This is a genomic window from Paenibacillus chungangensis (genome assembly GCF_042675905.1).
Lineage (GTDB): Bacteria > Bacillota > Bacilli > Paenibacillales > Paenibacillaceae > Pristimantibacillus > Pristimantibacillus chungangensis.
Window position 1 is genome coordinate 88,758 of the sequence record NZ_JBHTJZ010000024.1, and the last position, 18,097, is coordinate 106,854.

Below are 18,097 nucleotides of genomic sequence, written 5' to 3' on the forward strand. Positions count from 1 at the left end.
TGCGGAGGAAGCGCGTGATGACAAAGCTGTTTCATTGGTACGGAAGCCTTGGTCTTGCCACCAAACAGTTTATTTACTTGTTTACAGTGACGTTGCTGCTCGTTATGATACTGGCGTGGAACAATCTTCGCGAGTCCGAGAGCTTGCTGCGCAATCAAGTCGTTAGAGATGCAGAGATGTTAGTGAGCCGAACGAATCAATACATTGACGCCAACCTGGATAATGTGGAGAATATGCTGCTGCTTCTATCTACCCAGTCCGATATCCTGGAGGATGGCAAGGAAGATATTGCTCTACAGACATTGCGCAAATTCGCTGATTATAACAATTCAATAACCAAATCGCTATATATCATTCGCGCCGACGGGAAAGTCTACGCCAGTTCCCAAGTTTATTATGAGATTATCGGGAATCCGTATTTGTCGGAGCTCTATAAGCTTGCGCTGCAGAACTATGGAGGAATTAACGTTAGCGAGCCTTACAATTCACCGATTTCCGGCGATACGTTAGCTTATGTGCTTCCGATTACCGATGCCAATAAGGAGCTGAAGGGGGTTGCCGTGGCGGAGGTGAACCTGGAGCTTCTTTCTATGCAGATCACCCCTATGAATTATCAGTCCTATGTGCTATTCACGAAGGAAGGAAATGTCATCAATCGGCTGCAGTTTAACGATAAGCTGCTGCCCTATAAGCCCAGCTCTTATCCGCGAACGCTTAAAGACGATTTTCAAGAGCAGTTAGTTTCTCTTAAAGTAGGCGTTAGCAGTATACAGGCGGATTCCTCAAAATCGCTGGTAGCGGTAAGGTCGACGACTAATCGGCTTGGCTGGTCTTTAGCCGCTTTTATAGAGGAGGATTATTTTTACAAGGATTTACGAAAGCTGGACAATAACTACCGCACGGCTGTCGTTATTTGGGTTGCGATACTATTAATAAGCGCCTATCTGCTTAGCCGTTCCTTCACGAAGCCGATTCGCAGATTTGTAGAGAAGATGGACCGCCTTCATGATTTGCAGATTATTACGAAACTTACGGTATCGAGAAGAGATGAGATCGGGAGATTGACACAAAGCTATAACGCTATGCTTGAGAGAATTCAAAATTTGCTGCAAAAAACGAAGGCGGCCGAGGAGCAGAAGAAGGAGTTCGAGCTTAAGATGCTGCGCAGCCAGATCGCGCCTCATTTCCTGTACAACACGCTAAGTTGTATAAGCAGCTTGGCCAAACAACAGAAAATTGATGAAGTGCGAGAGACTATCCGCTCATTGGTCAAGCTGCTCAGCTTCAGCTTCGACAAGCAATCCGAATTTGTATCGTTGGCGGAAGAATTGGAAAGTCTGCGCATGTATATGTACATTCAACAAGTGCGTTATGGGGACCAGTATACGTATAAGCTTGATCTGGATGAAAGTCTGCTGCAGTATCGTATACTTAAGCTAACCCTTCAGCCTCTAGTCGAAAATGCTTTATTCCATGGGATATCTCCGCATAATGGAGGACTTATCACCATTAAAGGAAAGATGGAGAAGGGGATGATCAGGCTTTATGTACGCGATGATGGCATAGGCATGTCCAGAGATAAAATCAATAAGCTGTTGTACGGCACGATTGCGCAGGAGCGATCCCGATATAGATTCACAGGGATCGGATTGCGCAATGTACATGACAGAATTCGAATTCATCACGGCGAGCATTACGGGTTGCGCATCGGGAGTAGACTCGGTGTCGGAACCGTTATACGCATCGATATTCCGCTTCTTCTGGATAAAGATGAGAATCTGGGTATTTGGGATTGATCGAAATAAGAGAATGGCTGTCTTCGGGACAGTCTTTCTTTTTGCCCAATATGAGGTTGAGGGGTTTATCACAAATTGATACACTTTTTACGTTTTTATGTATATCGGCGATGCGTCAGACCATTTATACTTTACTTAAATATTGAAAGCGCATACAAATAGGAGGGATATGATGAAAGAAAATAGCAACGTAAAGTCATCCCCTCGGATACAGCCTGTTTCACTAGCGAAACTGCAAATCGTTTTGAGAGCTGTCTGGCGGTTCCGGGCATTTTACATGATGCTTCTTCCGGGAGTTATCTACTTTATTGTATTCAGGTATCTCCCAATGTATGGAGTCATTATTGCTTTTAAAGATTACGCCATTCTGGAGGGGATAACGGGAAGCGCATGGGTCAATCCATGGTATAAGCATTTTCAATCCTTCTATGAGTCTCCTTATTTCAATCAATTGTTGAGCAACACGATATTGATTAGCTGTTACAAGCTTCTATGGGGCACCTTGCCTCCGATCCTGCTGGCAGTGCTGTTGAACGAATGCCGTGTGCGTTGGCTGAAGTCAATTGTGCAAACTTTAACTTATATGCCGCATTTCTTGTCATGGGTCATCATATTCGGTATTCTGCTGACGTTATTTTCTCAAAATGGCGGGTTAATCAATCGATGGATTGTAGAGGCCGGCGGTACTTCAATACCGTTTTTGACTTCTACGGAGTATTTTCGAAGCATTCTGGTCGGTTCAGAGGTTTGGCAAAACCTTGGCTGGGGAGCGATCATCTATTTGGCGGCAATGGCCGGTATCGACCCTACTCTATATGAAGCTGCCAAAGTAGATGGCGCCAGTCGATTGCGCATGATATGGCATATTACGTTGCCGGGGATTCGAAGCATTATCATATTACTGTTTATCCTTAAACTCGGCCATTTGCTCGATGCAGGCTTTGATCAAATTTATATTTTATACAATATTCAGGTATATCCCGTGGCGGATATTCTCGATACATGGGTGTATCGGACCGGATTGCAGCAATTGAATTTCAGCTTGGCTTCGGCGGTCGGACTGTTCAAGTCAGTTATTGGGTTATTTCTTGTACTAGCCGCTAATCGAATAGCGAAGAAGTGGGGGGAAGGGATATGGTAAGAAGCCTGGATGACAAATTATTCAATCTCATCGTTTACATCATTCTTGGCATTTGCGGGCTGTCTGCTATATTGCCGATTCTGTTCGTCGTATCAGTATCCATCACGCCTTTCGGTGAAGTGCTTCGCAATGGCGGCTTTATATTAATCCCGAAAGAAATTACGTTCACCGCGTATCGAACATTGCTGACGGAATCCAATATTCCGCAAGCTTTCCAAGTTACGTTGTTCATCACGATTGTCGGAACGGCGGTTAATATCGTGTTGACGGGGTTGATGGCGTATCCACTTAGCCGCAAAAATTTGCCTGGGAGAAATTTTTTTCTTATGATGATCGTCTTCACCTTGTTGTTTAGCGGGGGGATCATTCCGACTTATCTCATTGTAAAGTCTGTAGGGCTGCTTGATTCGATATGGGCAATGATTTTACCTAACGCTGTATGGAGTTTTAATGTGCTGATTATGAAAAGCTTTTTTGAAGGTCTGCCTGAAGAACTGTTTGAATCCGCCAGGATGGACGGGGCCAAGGAGTTCCGTATTTTGCTCCAGATCGTGACCCCGCTTTCGATACCTGTACTGCTGACGGTCGGATTATTTTATCTGGTTGGTCATTGGAACGAGTTTTTTCAAGCGATCTTTTATGTGACAGACCGGTCATTATTTCCGTTGCAGGTCGTCGTCAGAGAGATATTGATGCAAAGCCAGCAGCCTCTTGAGAACGCAGAAAATATAATGCCGACTCAGACGATGCAGATGGCCGCTGTCATTATTGCCAGCCTGCCGGTTATCGTTATTTATCCATTCATCCAGAAGCATTTTACGAAAGGCATGTTGCTGGGATCGATTAAAGGTTGATCCAGGCTGCATAGATCTGGCCAGCTATGCGGACCTGTTCAATAGATACAGATCTGAGAGGGGTATGAAGATGAGAAAAGTATATGCTATTTTATTGTCGGTATCGCTTCTGTCAGGCTTGCTTGCAGGTTGCTCTGGAGGCACCAGTAATAATAAAACAGGCGACTTGTCCACTGTTCAGCCTAATCAATCCGTCGCAGAATCAGGTAACGATTCAAACAGTAAACCGATAAAGCTTGAAATTATCGAACCCGGCAATAACTTGCCGTCTCCGGATAAAGACATGATTAAGAAAGAATTGGATAAAGCGTTAAATATAGATCTGAATTTGACAGTATATCCTTCAGGCGATGATTATGCCAACCAATTAAATGTGCGTATGGCATCGGGCAATTTTCCTGATTTGTTCATGGTCAGTCGTCAGCAGATTATCCAGTTTTCCAAACAAGGACTTCTGCTTGACTTAACCCCCTATATGGATGAGCTTCAGCAAACGGTCGACTTCATTGGAGAAGAAAGCGTCAAGAAGGGAATGGTGGATGGGAAAGTATTCGCGATCTCCAAATCTTCGCAAATTCCGTATAACACTTATTGGATTCGCAAAGATTGGCTGGATAAATTGCAACTGGCCGTTCCGACAACAGTGGAGCAATTGGCAGCTGTTGCGGAAGCCTTTACGAATAATGATCCCGACGACAACGGCAAGCGGGATACTTTTGGCTTGACGGGATCAAAATTTGGCGCTTTCGCTCCTGTATTCGGAGCCTTTGGCGTCGGTATGCCGGGCAATTTCTACGTGAAGGACGGTGCGGTTGTCAATTCATTGTATGACCCTGCAATAAAAGACACGCTTGCGTTTATTAGGGAAATGATACTATCGGGCTCGGTTGATCCGGAGCTATTGGCTAATACCGGACTGCAGCATCAAGAAAAGGCGATTAAAGGCCAAGCGGGCATTGTTCATATCGACTGGCCGAACATGACGAAGGAGCAATTCGTCGAGCAAATTAAAGCAGTGAATCCCAATGCGGAGTGGCTGCAGATTGCTCCGCCGAGCGGACCGGGAGGGCAATATGACGGTTCATGGGATATTGGAGCCACGCCTGCCCGATTCGCGATTCCGAAAGCGCTCGAGAAAGATCCGGAAAAGCCGCAGCGAATATTTGATCTGTTGAATTATATCTCGAATCCGGAAGGCGGATCGCTTCTTGTACAATTCGGGGTGCAGGATATTCACTTTACGCTTAATGATGGCAAGCCGGTGATGACAGACAAAGCAGGAGAGGTCGGACACTCGTGGTTATATCAATTTACCGGACGGCCCGAGATGGAATATTTGCAAACGAAGTTTGCTCTTCAATCGAAAGAGATACAATTCGCCAGTGATCAACCGCGAATTGAGGCATTAAATGGATTTATAGACAATCCGGAAGGTTATAATCCTGCTGACGCTGACCGTTATATTGAAGAAGAGCTTGCGAAGTTTATTTACGATAAGCGATCGCTTAGCGAATATGACGATTTCCTCAAAACATTAGAGACGACGATGAATTATCAATTATTGTTGGAGAGTGCGAAAGCGCAGCTTGCACAACTGGGCTTTGGCGGATAAATCGTGTGGAAGACCCTTGGCGACAACAGCCAAGGGTCTCTTTTCCAATGTCTATTATAAGGGATGCACATCAAATTGCATGCGGGGCTATCATGTTACAGGGGAATCAAGTCACGATATTAACAATATGGTGCTGCTGTACAACGGATTTTCCAAGCATGACGAGAAAGGTGACAGAGTTCCCTCAGTTTATAAAAGGCACGTGGAGGAAATAAGCTCCAGTAATACCCTCCCTTTAAGTCGTTATGTGATTGATTGAGTGAGTGGCAAGCGAACTGAATCTGTCCCTGACTGTAAACGTGAAGCCGGAAATTCCTTTCCGAGGGACTCCCGAAGCTGTACAAATCTTAGGCGAGATGAGAAGATTACTTTTGTGCAAGTAAAGTAAGGAGAAGAAAGAGTCAAGGCTATGAGATGAGAACGACTGCATTTGAGGAGTGGGGGAAAGTATGCTGGTAGCGGCGATTATCGGAAGTCTTGTTTTTCTGTTCGTGACCGTCATTTATGTGTTGCTCGCGATAGGATTGCCATTGGGAGAATATGCGATGGGCGGTAAATATCGGATTATGCCAAAAGCCATGAGGGTTGCTTGCGCGTTATCAGCGGCCGTTCAAATGTTTGCTGTATTTTGCATATTGCAGGCCGCCGGTATTCTTGAGATCGGTGCATGGAACGATTTCGCACGAGGCGTTTGTTATTTTTTCGCATTTTATCTTGCGCTTAATACCGTCATGAACGCGTTGTCGCGAAGCAAGAAGGAAAAAATGCTCATGACGCCTCTGTCGTTTGTTGCCTCTGTTTGTTTTTTCTTTGTTGCGTTCAACGCTTGACGATGGAGTCGGAATACCGCATTTCGATGTTCGGTCATACAATTGACATTTTACTTGCCGGGGGGGCAAAATGGTTGGGAGTGTGTTTCGCTTGCAGGATCAGGCAATGGAGGTAGATTTGAATGTTTGATGTGAAGATGGATTTGATAGAGGACTGGATCAAGACGGTGAAGGAAGTGTTCCGCGGATCGGGCTATCCGCTGGAGGACGGCATCTCCGAAGAGGAACTGGCGCTGCTCTATTACGAGCAGACGCTTGAAGGAGAGCAGGCGCAGCAGGCGGCAGCGGCGACTTTGACGCGGCTGCGGGAGCTGGAGGCTGCGATTCGCGACAACCTGTCGGCGGTCATTGTGCCGGATATTCGCAAGCGGACGGGCTATAAGGGCGACCTGTTTCACTTCTGCTGGGTATACAATCAGGGGGAGCATATTATCGAGATGGAGTCGGAATACCGCATTCCGTTGCAATAAGCCTTACGGAGACATAGGGACACCGGGACAGCTGGGCTAGGGGGATATATATTCCTCTGAGCTCGGCTTTTTGATTTGCGTGTAGCTAGTTAGGAAGCTGCAAGTCATGGCGCATAGGCTGGAGCGAGGAGATCAGCCAGTTCAGGTGCTGCAAGCTATGGCGCATAGGTTGGAGCGCAGAAAGAGCCATTACCCGGACACATTTATTAAGACTTTGTAAAGAAATGCATTGACGCAGCGTCATTGAAGGTATAAACTCATAACAAAACAACTTTATTTATTATAATTTATATTGTTTTATGTGGTTTTTATTTGATCTTAACTTGAGGTGATTATCATCGCGTTAGCTGTCATTTTGGTGCTTTGCTCCGGTGTTACGCATGCCGTGTGGAATTTGTACACGAAGTCAAGCAGCAATAAAAATGTGTTCCTATGGCTTATTCATGTTTTAGGCATCGTATTGTTCCTGCCATTTCTCATTCATGACATCTGGCAAGGCGTGCCTCTACAAGGTTATCTGTTCATGGCCATGACGTTCCTCTTTCAAATGAGCTATGCGTTCTTTTTGCCGAAGGCGTACGAGCGTGCGGATATGTCGCAGGCGTATCCCATCATGAGGGGAATCGCAGCGCTGCTTGTGCCTATACTGGGAGTATGGCTGTTCGGCGAACGATTAACGCTAATTGGCTGGCTGGGCGTAGCAGCGATTGTGATTGGCTTATTCGCTATCGGGGGGCTTTGGCGGTTGCCTTGGCGCAGTTTTTTCACGTCATACTGGCCTATTCTCGGCGTCGGTGCGTCTATCACATGCTACACGCTGACGGATAAAATGCTGCTTCAGCATATATCGCCGCTGTCTCTCATTGCATTGTCCAATGTCGGCTTCTCTCTTATGCTGCTTCGCAGCGCCTTGGCTTCTCGTGAGATCGCTGCAGCATGGAAGCGCCAATGGGGTAAAATTGTAATCGGCACCTTCCTGGCGCCTGGTAGCTATATTTTGTTCCTGTTCGCTATGACGCTCGGACCCGTCTCGCAGCTGGCGCCAATCCGGGAAATTAGCACGGTGGTCGGCACGCTCTTCGGCATCTGGCTGCTGAAGGAAGCCGACGGCATACGACGTGTGTCCTTCGCTGGACTCATAACCGCAGGCATTATTGCAATCGGTATATGGGGTACGTAACACTGACATGACCAGAGAATAGCAGTAGCCTAGCCCCGGTCTTAACGTTATAATAAGGAATAACCATGACGTAAAGGGGCCGTATCATTGTCTTTAGCAGGTGAAGAGCGGAAAGCGTTTATATTGGAGCAACTGAATGCCGAAGGTCAGGTGAAGACGCTAGAGCTGGTGAAGCATCTGGGCGTCTCCTCGGAGACCATTCGCAGATATTTGGAAGAATTGGAGTCGGACAACCGGCTGAAGCGAGTATACGGAGGGGCCATCAAGATCAGTCTTGATAACGAAGAGCCGACGTATATGAAGCGTGAAGTGCTGTATATGGAAGAGAAGCGCGGAATCGGGAAAGCGGCGGCAGAGCTCGTAGAGGATTACGATGTCATCTTCATCGATGACGGCACGACGCCGATGCAGATGATTCATTATTTGATGAACAAGAAGAATCTTACCGTGCTTACAATTTCCATTGCCACGCTGCATCTACTGATGGAATACAAGAACAAGGAGTTGTTCTCGGGCGATATCTACTTCATCGGCGGCAAGGTCAATGCTGCGCAGTCTCGCGTATCGGGTCTGGTAGCCGAGCGGATGCTGGCGCATTTCAACGCCGATAAGGCGTTCGTATCGGTAGACGGCATCGTCTTGAACGGCTGTATCAATTCATTCGATGCGGAGCGGGGACAACTGGTGAGCCGGATGATTGAGCAATCCAAGCAGACGATCGTGATGACCGATAGTAGCAAGATCGGACAATCCCATCTCTACCGTACAGCGGAATGGCGGCAGATCAATATGGTCATATGTGAAGTGCCGATGCCGCGCGGCTGGCAGCAGACGCTGGAGGAGCATGAGGTCGGATGGATTGTTGCGGAGTGAGAGATGAGTGCTGGCTATGTGACCAGAATGAGCGATAGTGGGTTACATTGTGGCGATTGAAGGAAGTAATGACGGCAGGACTATGTGACCAATAGGATGAAGATAATAGTTGAATTTACAATAATAACCGGCGAAGGCCGGTTATTTGTGTCGTGCACATGATAACGGAAGGATAGAGGTGAAGCCGTTTGAAGCTAATCCATCAACCAATGAAAACGTCAACATTGCTCTATGCGCTTCTGATTGGCGTCATTCTCATCCCGGCATCCATCATTACAGCGCTAATTCTTAACGTATACAAGGACGACCTGTTAGCACAGACAACGAATCGGACGCTACAGACACTGCGTGCCGTTACGTATTCACAGGAGCAGGAGATTCATCGCGTCGTCAGCTATTCCGCTGCGGTCAGTATGGATCAGGAGGTATTGACCGTCGCGACGAAGCTGCATGATGCTGCGGCGGACGACAGGCATTCCTATACGAATAACCTCCACACCTATCTGAATAAGTACAGCGCCTCCATGTCCGGGCATGTGCTGGCGATCAATTTTCATTATAAGGACGGAACAGTGTATTCCTACTTGAAAGAACCGATGCGGAGCGAGCGCGTTATTCGAGCTTCCGAATGGTACCGCCTGGCAGTGGAAGAGCCGGACCGTATCCTGTTCGCGGGCATGCAGCATGGCATGATCTTCAACGCCAATGATGACAAGTCGATTGTAACGGCGATTGCGCCGAGCATGATGCAAGGCATGCATGAGATCGAAGTGATCTCCTTCGTCTTCAGCCGTGAAGGATTCCAGAAAGTGCTGCGTCAGCATCCCGATACCCAGAGCTCACAGTTCGCCCTTCTGTCCAAGGACGGTTCCATTATCGGAACGAGTGGACCGTTCCTGACAGACGTGGAACATGACCTTGCAGACAAGCTGTTCTCGCAAAGGGAAGGCGTGTTCACGCAGAAAGTGGAAGGGCGCAACATGCTGATTACGTTTACGAACGTGGAAGGCGCCGATTGGCGCGTCATGCACGAGCTTCCGGTGAAGAAGCTGACGAGTAATTACGACCGGATTTACCGATTTGTCCTGATCGCGACAGCTATCATTATAATCGTGTCGCTGTGCATTGCGTTGTACTTCGTGAATCGCCTTGTCAGACCGATTCAGATGCTGGTCGTCAAGATGTCGCGGGTTGTGCAGGGCAATCTCAATGCGAAAATCGAAGAGACCGGCACACGGGAGCTGGTCGCCGCAGGGCAGACGTTCAATCATATGATGGACGAGATCAAGCGTCTGATCATCGAGAGAGAAGTGGTGGAGAAGGAGAAGCGGACGGCGGAATTCACCGCGCTGCAATCGCAGATCAATCCTCACTTTCTCATTAACACACTGAACTCTATCCGGCTCATGGCAATTATATCGAAGGCGGACAATATTAAAAAGATGACCCATGCGCTCATTCAACTGCTACATTCTTCCTTCAACCGCGGGGGAACCATGACGAGCATCGCAGACGAAGTGCAAAATCTGAAGCAATACTTATTCATTATGGAAACCCGTTACGGCAATAAATTCGAGGTCGAATGGGAAGTAGACGAAACTGCGAAGAACGCCTATATATTGAAAATGCTGCTGCAGCCCATTATTGAAAACAGCATATTCCACGGCATGTCCGGCACTTACGGTGGTGGAATCATCCGCATCCTTATTGTTCGGCAATTGCAATCGCTTCATATCACCATCCGGGATAACGGCGCAGGTATGACGCAGCAAGCGATGATCGAACTGCTGGAGGAGAAGGAGAGCGCTGCGTTCAGCGGCATGGGCATCAGCAATGTTCACAAGCGAATTCAGCTTCACTACGGCGAGCCGTATGGCATTATGATCAAGAGCAACTCTTCCGGTGGCGTAACGATCGACGTTCATGTGCCGCTTCACCTGCATGGAGACGAGGAAGAGTAGACGGCAAGTAGTTCAAAAAAGATCAAGAAGTAGGCAAAAACCATCATTCAACGCTTTATCATCATAAATTATGCTGGAGACAGATCATTGCTCTCCAGTCGGCAACGGGAGGGAAGCAGCTTGTACCAATCAACACGAATCATCCTGATTGTTGTTCTCGCGCTAGCGGCATCCAGTTTTGTTACCGCTTGCGGTGGAGGAGAACTTCGGATAACGCTCACGACAGAAGGGGGGAAGAACGAAGGTTCGGCAGCTGCCGCAAGGAACGACAAGACGGGCAGCAGCAATGAAGAATTCAAAAAGCCTGTCAAATTGAAGCTGGCCATGTGGAATACGAGGAATGAACTACAATTCTGGTCATCCAAAGCGAAAGAGTATAACCGTCTGCACCCTCACGTCACGGTTGAAGTGGAGATGGTCCATGGTAACAATGACCAATATTTAAAGGTGCGAATGGCTGCGAATGACATGCCGGACTTGTTTTTCTTAAAACCCAGCTATTTCCATACCTACAAGGACGTGCTGTTGCCTCTTCATGACATATCTGTAACCGCTATCAATAAAAAGCCTATGGTCATTAACGGCGAGGTGCTTGGGCTGCCGCTTGTCTCCTTCACGGAATATGTCTTCTATCATCCCGGCATACTGGAGGAGTTGGGGCTTGAGGTGCCAAGGACACTGGAGGAATGGCTGGATGTGATGGAACGCATTGGCAACTCTGGCCAGTATACACCGCTCGCCTTGGGCGGCAAGGACAGCTGGACGTTCTACCCGCTGCTGGAGTTCGGACCGATGATTCATTCCGGCAACCGGCATTATCTGGCCGATATGGCGGGGCAGTCCGAGCCTTTCCGGCAAGGAAGCAGCTTCCATGCGATGGCTGAGCTTATACAACAATTGGCCAACCGGGGATACGCGGGAAAGGATGCATTGTCCGTGTCCTATGACAGCGCCATGGAGCAATTCGAGAGCGGTAAAGCGGCGATGATTGTGCTAGGGCAGTGGTATTATTCCAATTATGTCGACAAGGTAGGGGACGACGAGAATTTGGGCGTCTTTCCACTGCCATTGACTTCCGACACGAGCGGTCCGCCTCATGCGATGGTCATGACGGATATGCATGTTGGCATCAGCAGGCATTCCGACAATGTGGAAGAAGCGAAGGCATTCCTGAACTGGATGTTCAGCGAGGATATCTACCGCGAATATATCGCGAAAGTGGAGCAAGATTCGACGGTGGAAGGCATTGAGCATCACATTCCCTTTTTCGAAAAATGGGAGAAGCAGAATCCTTATGAGCCCTTTTACTATGAAGGCCCTAACGAGCAATATGCGCTTATCAGCTCAGCTGTGCAATACGATCCCAAGTTCATCGCGCAGGAAATTTTCGCTGGACGTTCCATAGAGGAACTGATGGGAGAGCTGAATGCAAGGTGGGGCCGGGCGAAGGAGGCTGCGCAAGCAACTGACAACTAAAGAGGTGAGTTTCGCATATGAAACAAATAACGCAGCAGCGGCTGACGATTATTACGTTCCTGGCTGTGCCGGTTACGCTCATGCTGTTTTTTCTCATGTATCCGACTTTGCAATTGTTCCATTACAGCATCACGAATTGGAACGGCTACAGCTCTAGCTTCGATTATATCGGATTGGACAATTATACGAAGCTGTTCAGCGACTTCCCGGATGCGTGGAGAGCAATCAGCAACAACGGACTGTACTTCATTATCCATACGCTGTTCCTTCCGGTTGAACTGCTGGCAGCGGTTCTGCTCAACCGAACAATCCGAGGCAGCGGTTTTTTTCGATTCGGCGTTCTCATGCCTTATATTATCAACGGCATTGCCGTTGCATTCATGTTCAGCTACATTTATAACCCGATCAATGGACCGCTTAATGAATTTCTCCGCCTCATCGGGCTCGAGAATCTGATCCAGAGCTGGCTAAGCGATCTCGGCGTCGTCAACTACTCCTTGATTGCGGTATCGATATGGCGCTTCGCCGGCGTCCATATCGTACTGATGCTGGCGGGATTGCAATCCATTCCGAAGGACCTGTACGAGGCGGCGCGGATCGACGGTGCGAACTTCTTTCAGCAGATTCGCTATATTACGCTGCCGGGCATCCGTACCGTTATGGAAATTATCCTGTTCATGAACCTATCCGGCGCGTTGCTGCAGTATGATATTCCGTATGTCATGACAGGCGGCGGACCCGGCGTTGCGAGCAGCACGTTCGGCTTGTTCTCTCTGCAGACAGCGTTTACGCACAACAATTACGGTCTGGCTGCGTCCATGGCGGTCACTCTGCTGGGACTAATCATTATCTTCACATTGATTCAGAACTGGATTGTGAAAGACAGGAGTGGGTCCTAATATGAATCGGAGTAACTATAAAGCGCAACAATTGCTGGGCAACACGGGTTATTATATCTTTTTCATTGCGATGAGCATTCTGGTGTTCGTGCCGATTCTCCTCGTTGTCTTCGGATCGTTCAAGACGGCGAAGGAGATTGCGGAGACATCTCCGTTCTCGCTGCCTGACAGCTGGCTGTATGTTCAGAACTATATTACGGCCTATACAGAAGGCAACATATTGCGCGGCTTCATTAACACGTCCATTCTCGTCGGCGTCAGCATTGTAGGCAATGCGATATTGGGAACGATGACGGCATATGTGCTGAACCGATTTCAGTTCAAGCTACGCAACGCGATTTTCCTGCTGTTCATGCTGGCGATGATCATACCTTCCTATACGACAGAGATTGCCAGATTCCAGCTGATTCACGGCATCGGCGCCTATAATTCCCTGTACGGACCGCTCTTGATCTATATTGGAACGGACATTATGCAGATTTATATCTACACCCAGTTTCTCAAGAAAATATCCACGCAGTTGGATGAAAGTGCTATGCTGGATGGAGCGTCTTATTTCCGGACATTTGTCTCCATTATCTTCCCGCTGCTTCTGCCGGCAACGGCTACGCTGGCCATCTTGAAGAGCGTGACGATTATGAACGACATATATGTTCAGACACTCTATATGCCGAAGCGGGAGCTGGCTACGCTCTCTACCGCGCTCATGACCTTCGTGGGCGAGAGGACGGCCGATCTGGCTGCTCTGTGTGCGGGAATTATTCTCGTGCTTCTGCCTAGCGCGGTCATGTATATGGTGTTCCAGCGACTAATATTCAAGGGACTGATGGATGGCGCGATAAAAGGATAAAGAAGATGCTGCAAGTGAGGAGGAGGGCTTACCATGTTCAAAATGCTCATAGTGGATGACGAGCCGCTGGTCCGGTTGGCTCTGCAGCAGATGATCGATTGGGAGCGCGAAGGCATCGTTATTGCGGGAGAGGCGTCTGACGGCAGAGAAGCGCTGGAGCTTCTGCGGCAGCAAGGCGATATCGACATCTTGCTGGCGGATATGATGATGCCGCGGCTCGATGGTGTCGGGCTGCTGCGCGCATTGTCGGAGGATAAGGAATTGTCCGGACGAATCGTGCCGATTATTCTAAGCGCTCACAACGACTATAGCTTTGTGCGGGAAGCATTCCTCCTCGGCGCTCTCGATTATATCGTCAAGGCGGATATGGAGGAAGCGGCGATATTGTCCGTCGTGCGCAAGGCCGTCTCGGCTCTGGAAGAGCGGCGTGGCGCAGCGATCGACATGGAAGCTGGTGCTGACGATGTCGGGGTGACGGGCGGCGTGATTCGCAGCAGAGATGAGCGCTGGCTGAAGGAGCTTCTGACGAAGGAAGCGGCGGAGTTCAGCGATGCCGCAGTGGCATCGCTGGGCGAAGAGCTGGCGAAGGAGTGGAAGGGACATGCCGGTGTGGCTGTCCTTAAGCTGGCTGCTTCCAGTCGGGAAGAGAGCGTCCATTCCTTCATTAGAGGGGCTATTGACAGCGTCATGAAGGAAGCGGAGCTACCGCTCGCGTTATGTCGGACCGAACGGCATGAGTATGCGCTGCTAAGCGGCTGGGGCTGGGGCGTCAGCGGCGCTTGCAGCCTGTCCGCGCTTCACGATCGGATGCATACGGTACTGGGGCTGATTATGACGCGAATGCAGAAGTATATGAACGTTCCGGTCTCCATCGGCGTCAGCGATCCCGGCCATCGCAACCGCTCATGGAAATACCTGTACGAGCAGGCGCATGACATGGCCGAGGAATGCTACTACGCCGGCTTCGGTCATATTTTCTACGCCGGAGCGAGCAGGACGGGCAGCCGCTTGCCGTTGCAGTCATGCGAAGGCGACGAGGACATGACGAGACTTCGTGCTGCAATTATGCATGAACTGAAGGGTGCAAGCGAAGCAGATGACGGTCTTGGCGTTGAACAATCGGATCGCTCTGCGCGCGCAGGGTGGTTAAGACTTGTCGACTGCGGCGATCGGCTGTCTCCGCTGGAGACGGCGTGGGAGGAGTTATGCCGTCTGCTGAACGATCCCGCGCAGCGTTCGCCGCAGGATGTCAAGCGCTTCTGGGGCGACTTGCTGTGGGAGCTGGGTTCCATGCTGTATATGCGGGACAAGCGCTGGGAAGACATCGACGGGGCCGGAGGAGGACCGCATGAGGCGCTTCATAGCTGCGATACCTTCGCGGATACGAAGGAGATGATATGGAGCCTGCTCATGCGAGTGAAGCAGCTGCTGTCCCCGTACCATTCTGGGCAGGATGCTCCGCCTGTCTATAGCGCTCCTGTCGCACAGGCGAAGCAATTCGTCGACGAGAACTTCTGCGAAGATGTTAACTTGTCTCTGCTCAGCTCCATCGTCGGCGTCAGTGAAAGCTACTTGAGCAAGCAATTCGCCAAGGAGGTTGGCAGCAACTTCATTCAATACCTGACCCGGCTACGGATGGAGGAGGCGAAGCGGCTGCTGCAGAACGATGTGAAGATCGTGGAGGTGGCGGAGCGTATCGGTTATTGGAACCCGGAGCACTTCAGCCGTCTCTTCAAGAAGATGACCGGCATTACGCCGAAGGATTTCAAGAAGAAGTCAACGGCGCGTCTGGCGGGGGGATGACCTGACGCCGGGCGCGCTTTTTCCAACCTCTTAGAAAATGTGCGAGGACGAGCTGTAGACGACTTAACTATAGGAGGCGAAGCGAAGATGGGGAAGCACGATTTATTGTTCAGGAAGCCGATTGCGAGATGGGATGAAGCGCTGCCGCTTGGCAACGGGCTGACGGGCTGCTTATTGTGGGGAGACGGCGCGCCTCTGCGCTTCAGTCTCGATCGGGGCGATCTGTGGGATCTAAGGCTGGCGCCAGAGGTGCAGGACGAACGGTTCACTTATGCGGAGATGATTGACTGCGTGCGCCGTGGCGATCAGGAGGCGTTACTGTCCCGCTTCGACAGCAGCTATGAGCGTTATCCTTATCCGACGAAGCTGCCGGCGGGACGGCTGGAGCTATGTGTGGACCAGCCTGCCGACCAAGTTGTCAGTCGACTAGCATTGCGCGAAGCTTGTGCGCATGTGGAGCTCACCTACGGCAGCCGAGCCGTACAAGTGTCGAGCTTCCTGCATGCGGAGAATGGACTGGGGTATATACGTATTACGGGTGGATTGTCTGGCAAGCTGGCTGTCGTGCCGCCAGACTACACCGGTATGCATGAAGAGAGCGGGGAGAGCGCTGTCTTTCATACCAGCCTTACGCGGCTTGGCTTCCCTGCAGCGAGCATGCATGAAGAAGAGAGCTTGCACTGGTTCCATCAGAAGACTCCGCTGGAGCTGGAATATGCTATCATTGCAGGCGATCAGGAGCTGGCCAATGGGGATAGGCTTGTCGTCTATGCCATAGCGGCGAACCATGACGGCGAAGCGTGGTTGGAAGAAGCGAAGCGAAAGGTGAAGACGGCGCTAGTCGAAGGGTATGAGAATGCCCTTCGCGATCATGCGTCCTGGTGGAAGCGATATTGGGACAAGAGCTCCGTAAGCTTGCCGGATGAGGAAGCGGAGGGCATGTGGCTGCTCACCAATTACTTATTCGCTTCCTGCTCGCGCAAGGGAGCTCCGCCGATGCCGCTGCAAGGCGTGTGGACAGCGGATGAAGGCAAGCTTCCGCCATGGAAGGGCGACTACCATAACGATCTCAATACGCAGCTTAGCTATTGGCATTACATGAAGGCGAATCGGCTGGAAGAAGGGGAGAGCTTCCTCGACTTCTTATGGGAGCTGCGTCCTGCCGCGAAGGCATTCGCTCGAAGCTTCTATGATGCGCCAGGCATTAACTTGCCGTCAGTTATGACGCTGAAGGGCGGGGCGATGTGCGGTTGGCCGATGTACAGCCTGAGCATAACGAACCAGATCTGGCTGTGCCAGGCGTTCGATCATTATTGGCTGTATACAGGAGACTGGTCGTTTTTGCGGGATAAGGCGTACATTTATTTCAAAGAATCGGCGGAGTGCGTGTTGCGCTGGCTCGCTCCCGGGGAAGACGGCAAGCTGAGGCTGCCGGTGTCCAGCTCACCGGAATTTCATGACAACCGATTGGAAGCGTGGCTTGACCCCATGAGCAACTACGATCTGGCTCTGCTTATATACTTGTTCCGACGGCTGGCGGATATGGCGGACCGTCAGGAGCTTTATGAGGAGCGCGACCAATGGTCAGCGGTGCTGGCTCAGCTGCCTGAGCTGGCGGTGAACGAGCGCGATGTGCTGATGATTAATGCGGAGGAGTCGATGACGGAGAGCCACCGACATTTCTCCCACATGATGGCGGTCTATCCGCTTCAGCTGCTGGACCCGCGGAATTCAGAGCGAGACAAGAGAATCGTTGATGCCTCGATATATAACCTGGAGGTGCTGGGCAAGGGACAGTGGGTCGGCTTCTCGTTCGCATGGGCAGCGGCGATGTATGCGCAGCAGGGCAACGGGACAGCGGCGCTCTATCATCTTCAGCAGATGTGGCGCTACCTGTGCTCGCCGAACGGCTTCCATCTCAACGGGGATTACCGCCATGCGGGTGTAACCATGTACCATTATCGTCCGTTCACGCTGGAGTCCAATTTTGCCGCTATAAGTGCGTTGCAGGATATGCTGCTGCACGCGGACGGAGAGACAATTCGCGTATTCCCGGCCGTACCGGCGGATTGGGCGGAACAGGAGGTGGCGTTCCAGGATTTCCGTGGAGAGATGGGCGTTGTCGTATCTGCGCGCATGTCCTCCGGACAGCTGGAATATGTGAAGCTGCGGGCAGAGCGAGCTGGAGTGTTTCGGCTGCAGAATGATTTCTCCGGGGAACGGTTGCATCTGGACATGGGCGGGAAGACGGAGTTCATCATATGCGGACGGAAGAAGGTTGCGGACATTCGGCTTGAAGCAGGAGAGAGCTGTGCAGTTACCATGATGAAGTAGAGAGTTCGGTGCGAACAA

General features: G+C 50.2%; 14 protein-coding genes. All 14 read left to right on the forward strand.

What is annotated here, in order from left to right; all coding sequences use genetic code 11:
* Positions 1-17 precede the first annotated feature (17 nt).
* The 14 genes from ACFQ2I_RS15350 to ACFQ2I_RS15415 all read left to right on the forward strand — a co-directional run bounded on the left by ACFQ2I_RS15350 (position 18) and on the right by ACFQ2I_RS15415 (position 18,079).
* Positions 18-1,796, forward strand: coding sequence for a cache domain-containing sensor histidine kinase (locus tag ACFQ2I_RS15350; RefSeq protein ID WP_377565521.1), 1,779 nt, complete (start codon positions 18-20; stop codon positions 1,794-1,796).
* Between the two features lie 277 nt (positions 1,797-2,073).
* Positions 2,074-2,937, forward strand: a complete 864-nt coding sequence (locus ACFQ2I_RS15355; RefSeq protein WP_377566012.1) for an ABC transporter permease — start codon at positions 2,074-2,076, stop codon at positions 2,935-2,937.
* Positions 2,931-3,791 (forward strand): carbohydrate ABC transporter permease, encoded by an 861-nt coding sequence (locus tag ACFQ2I_RS15360; RefSeq protein WP_377565523.1) that lies wholly within the window; start codon positions 2,931-2,933, stop codon positions 3,789-3,791. The genes ACFQ2I_RS15355 and ACFQ2I_RS15360 overlap by 7 nt, the downstream gene beginning before the upstream one ends.
* A 64-nt stretch (positions 3,792-3,855) precedes the next feature.
* Positions 3,856-5,403, forward strand: a complete 1,548-nt coding sequence (locus ACFQ2I_RS15365) for an extracellular solute-binding protein (RefSeq protein WP_377565525.1) — start codon at positions 3,856-3,858, stop codon at positions 5,401-5,403.
* A gap of 449 nt (positions 5,404-5,852) precedes the next feature.
* Positions 5,853-6,233, forward strand: coding sequence for a hypothetical protein (locus ACFQ2I_RS15370; RefSeq protein ID WP_377565527.1), 381 nt, complete (start codon positions 5,853-5,855; stop codon positions 6,231-6,233).
* A gap of 122 nt (positions 6,234-6,355) precedes the next feature.
* Complete coding sequence (locus tag ACFQ2I_RS15375) at positions 6,356-6,703, forward strand: hypothetical protein (protein ID WP_377565530.1); 348 nt, start codon at positions 6,356-6,358, stop codon at positions 6,701-6,703.
* Positions 6,704-7,031: 328 nt separating this feature from the next.
* Positions 7,032-7,883 carry an SMR family transporter gene (locus tag ACFQ2I_RS15380; RefSeq protein WP_449290081.1) on the forward strand — a complete coding sequence of 284 codons (852 nt, stop codon included), beginning with the start codon at positions 7,032-7,034 and terminating at the stop codon, positions 7,881-7,883.
* Positions 7,884-7,970: 87 nt separating this feature from the next.
* The gene (locus tag ACFQ2I_RS15385; protein WP_377565533.1) at positions 7,971-8,756 is read left to right on the forward strand and encodes a DeoR/GlpR family DNA-binding transcription regulator; all 786 of its coding nucleotides are present in this window, start codon (positions 7,971-7,973) and stop codon (positions 8,754-8,756) included.
* Positions 8,757-8,965: 209 nt separating this feature from the next.
* On the forward strand, positions 8,966-10,717 hold the full coding sequence (locus ACFQ2I_RS15390) for a sensor histidine kinase (RefSeq protein WP_377565536.1): 1,752 nt from the start codon (positions 8,966-8,968) through the stop codon (positions 10,715-10,717).
* 120 nt (positions 10,718-10,837) lie between these two features.
* The gene (locus ACFQ2I_RS15395; protein ID WP_377565539.1) at positions 10,838-12,193 is read left to right on the forward strand and encodes an ABC transporter substrate-binding protein; all 1,356 of its coding nucleotides are present in this window, start codon (positions 10,838-10,840) and stop codon (positions 12,191-12,193) included.
* A 17-nt stretch (positions 12,194-12,210) separates the two neighbouring features.
* On the forward strand, positions 12,211-13,092 hold the full coding sequence (locus ACFQ2I_RS15400; RefSeq protein WP_377565542.1) for a carbohydrate ABC transporter permease: 882 nt from the start codon (positions 12,211-12,213) through the stop codon (positions 13,090-13,092).
* A 1-nt stretch (position 13,093) separates the two neighbouring features.
* Positions 13,094-13,942 carry a carbohydrate ABC transporter permease gene (locus tag ACFQ2I_RS15405; RefSeq protein ID WP_377565545.1) on the forward strand — a complete coding sequence of 283 codons (849 nt, stop codon included), beginning with the start codon at positions 13,094-13,096 and terminating at the stop codon, positions 13,940-13,942.
* A gap of 33 nt (positions 13,943-13,975) precedes the next feature.
* Complete coding sequence (locus ACFQ2I_RS15410; protein ID WP_377565548.1) at positions 13,976-15,745, forward strand: response regulator transcription factor; 1,770 nt, start codon at positions 13,976-13,978, stop codon at positions 15,743-15,745.
* Positions 15,746-15,832: 87 nt separating this feature from the next.
* Positions 15,833-18,079: a glycosyl hydrolase family 95 catalytic domain-containing protein gene (locus tag ACFQ2I_RS15415; protein ID WP_377565551.1), complete on the forward strand. Its 2,247-nt coding sequence runs from the start codon at positions 15,833-15,835 to the stop codon at positions 18,077-18,079.
* The last annotated feature ends 18 nt before the right edge of the window (positions 18,080-18,097 follow it).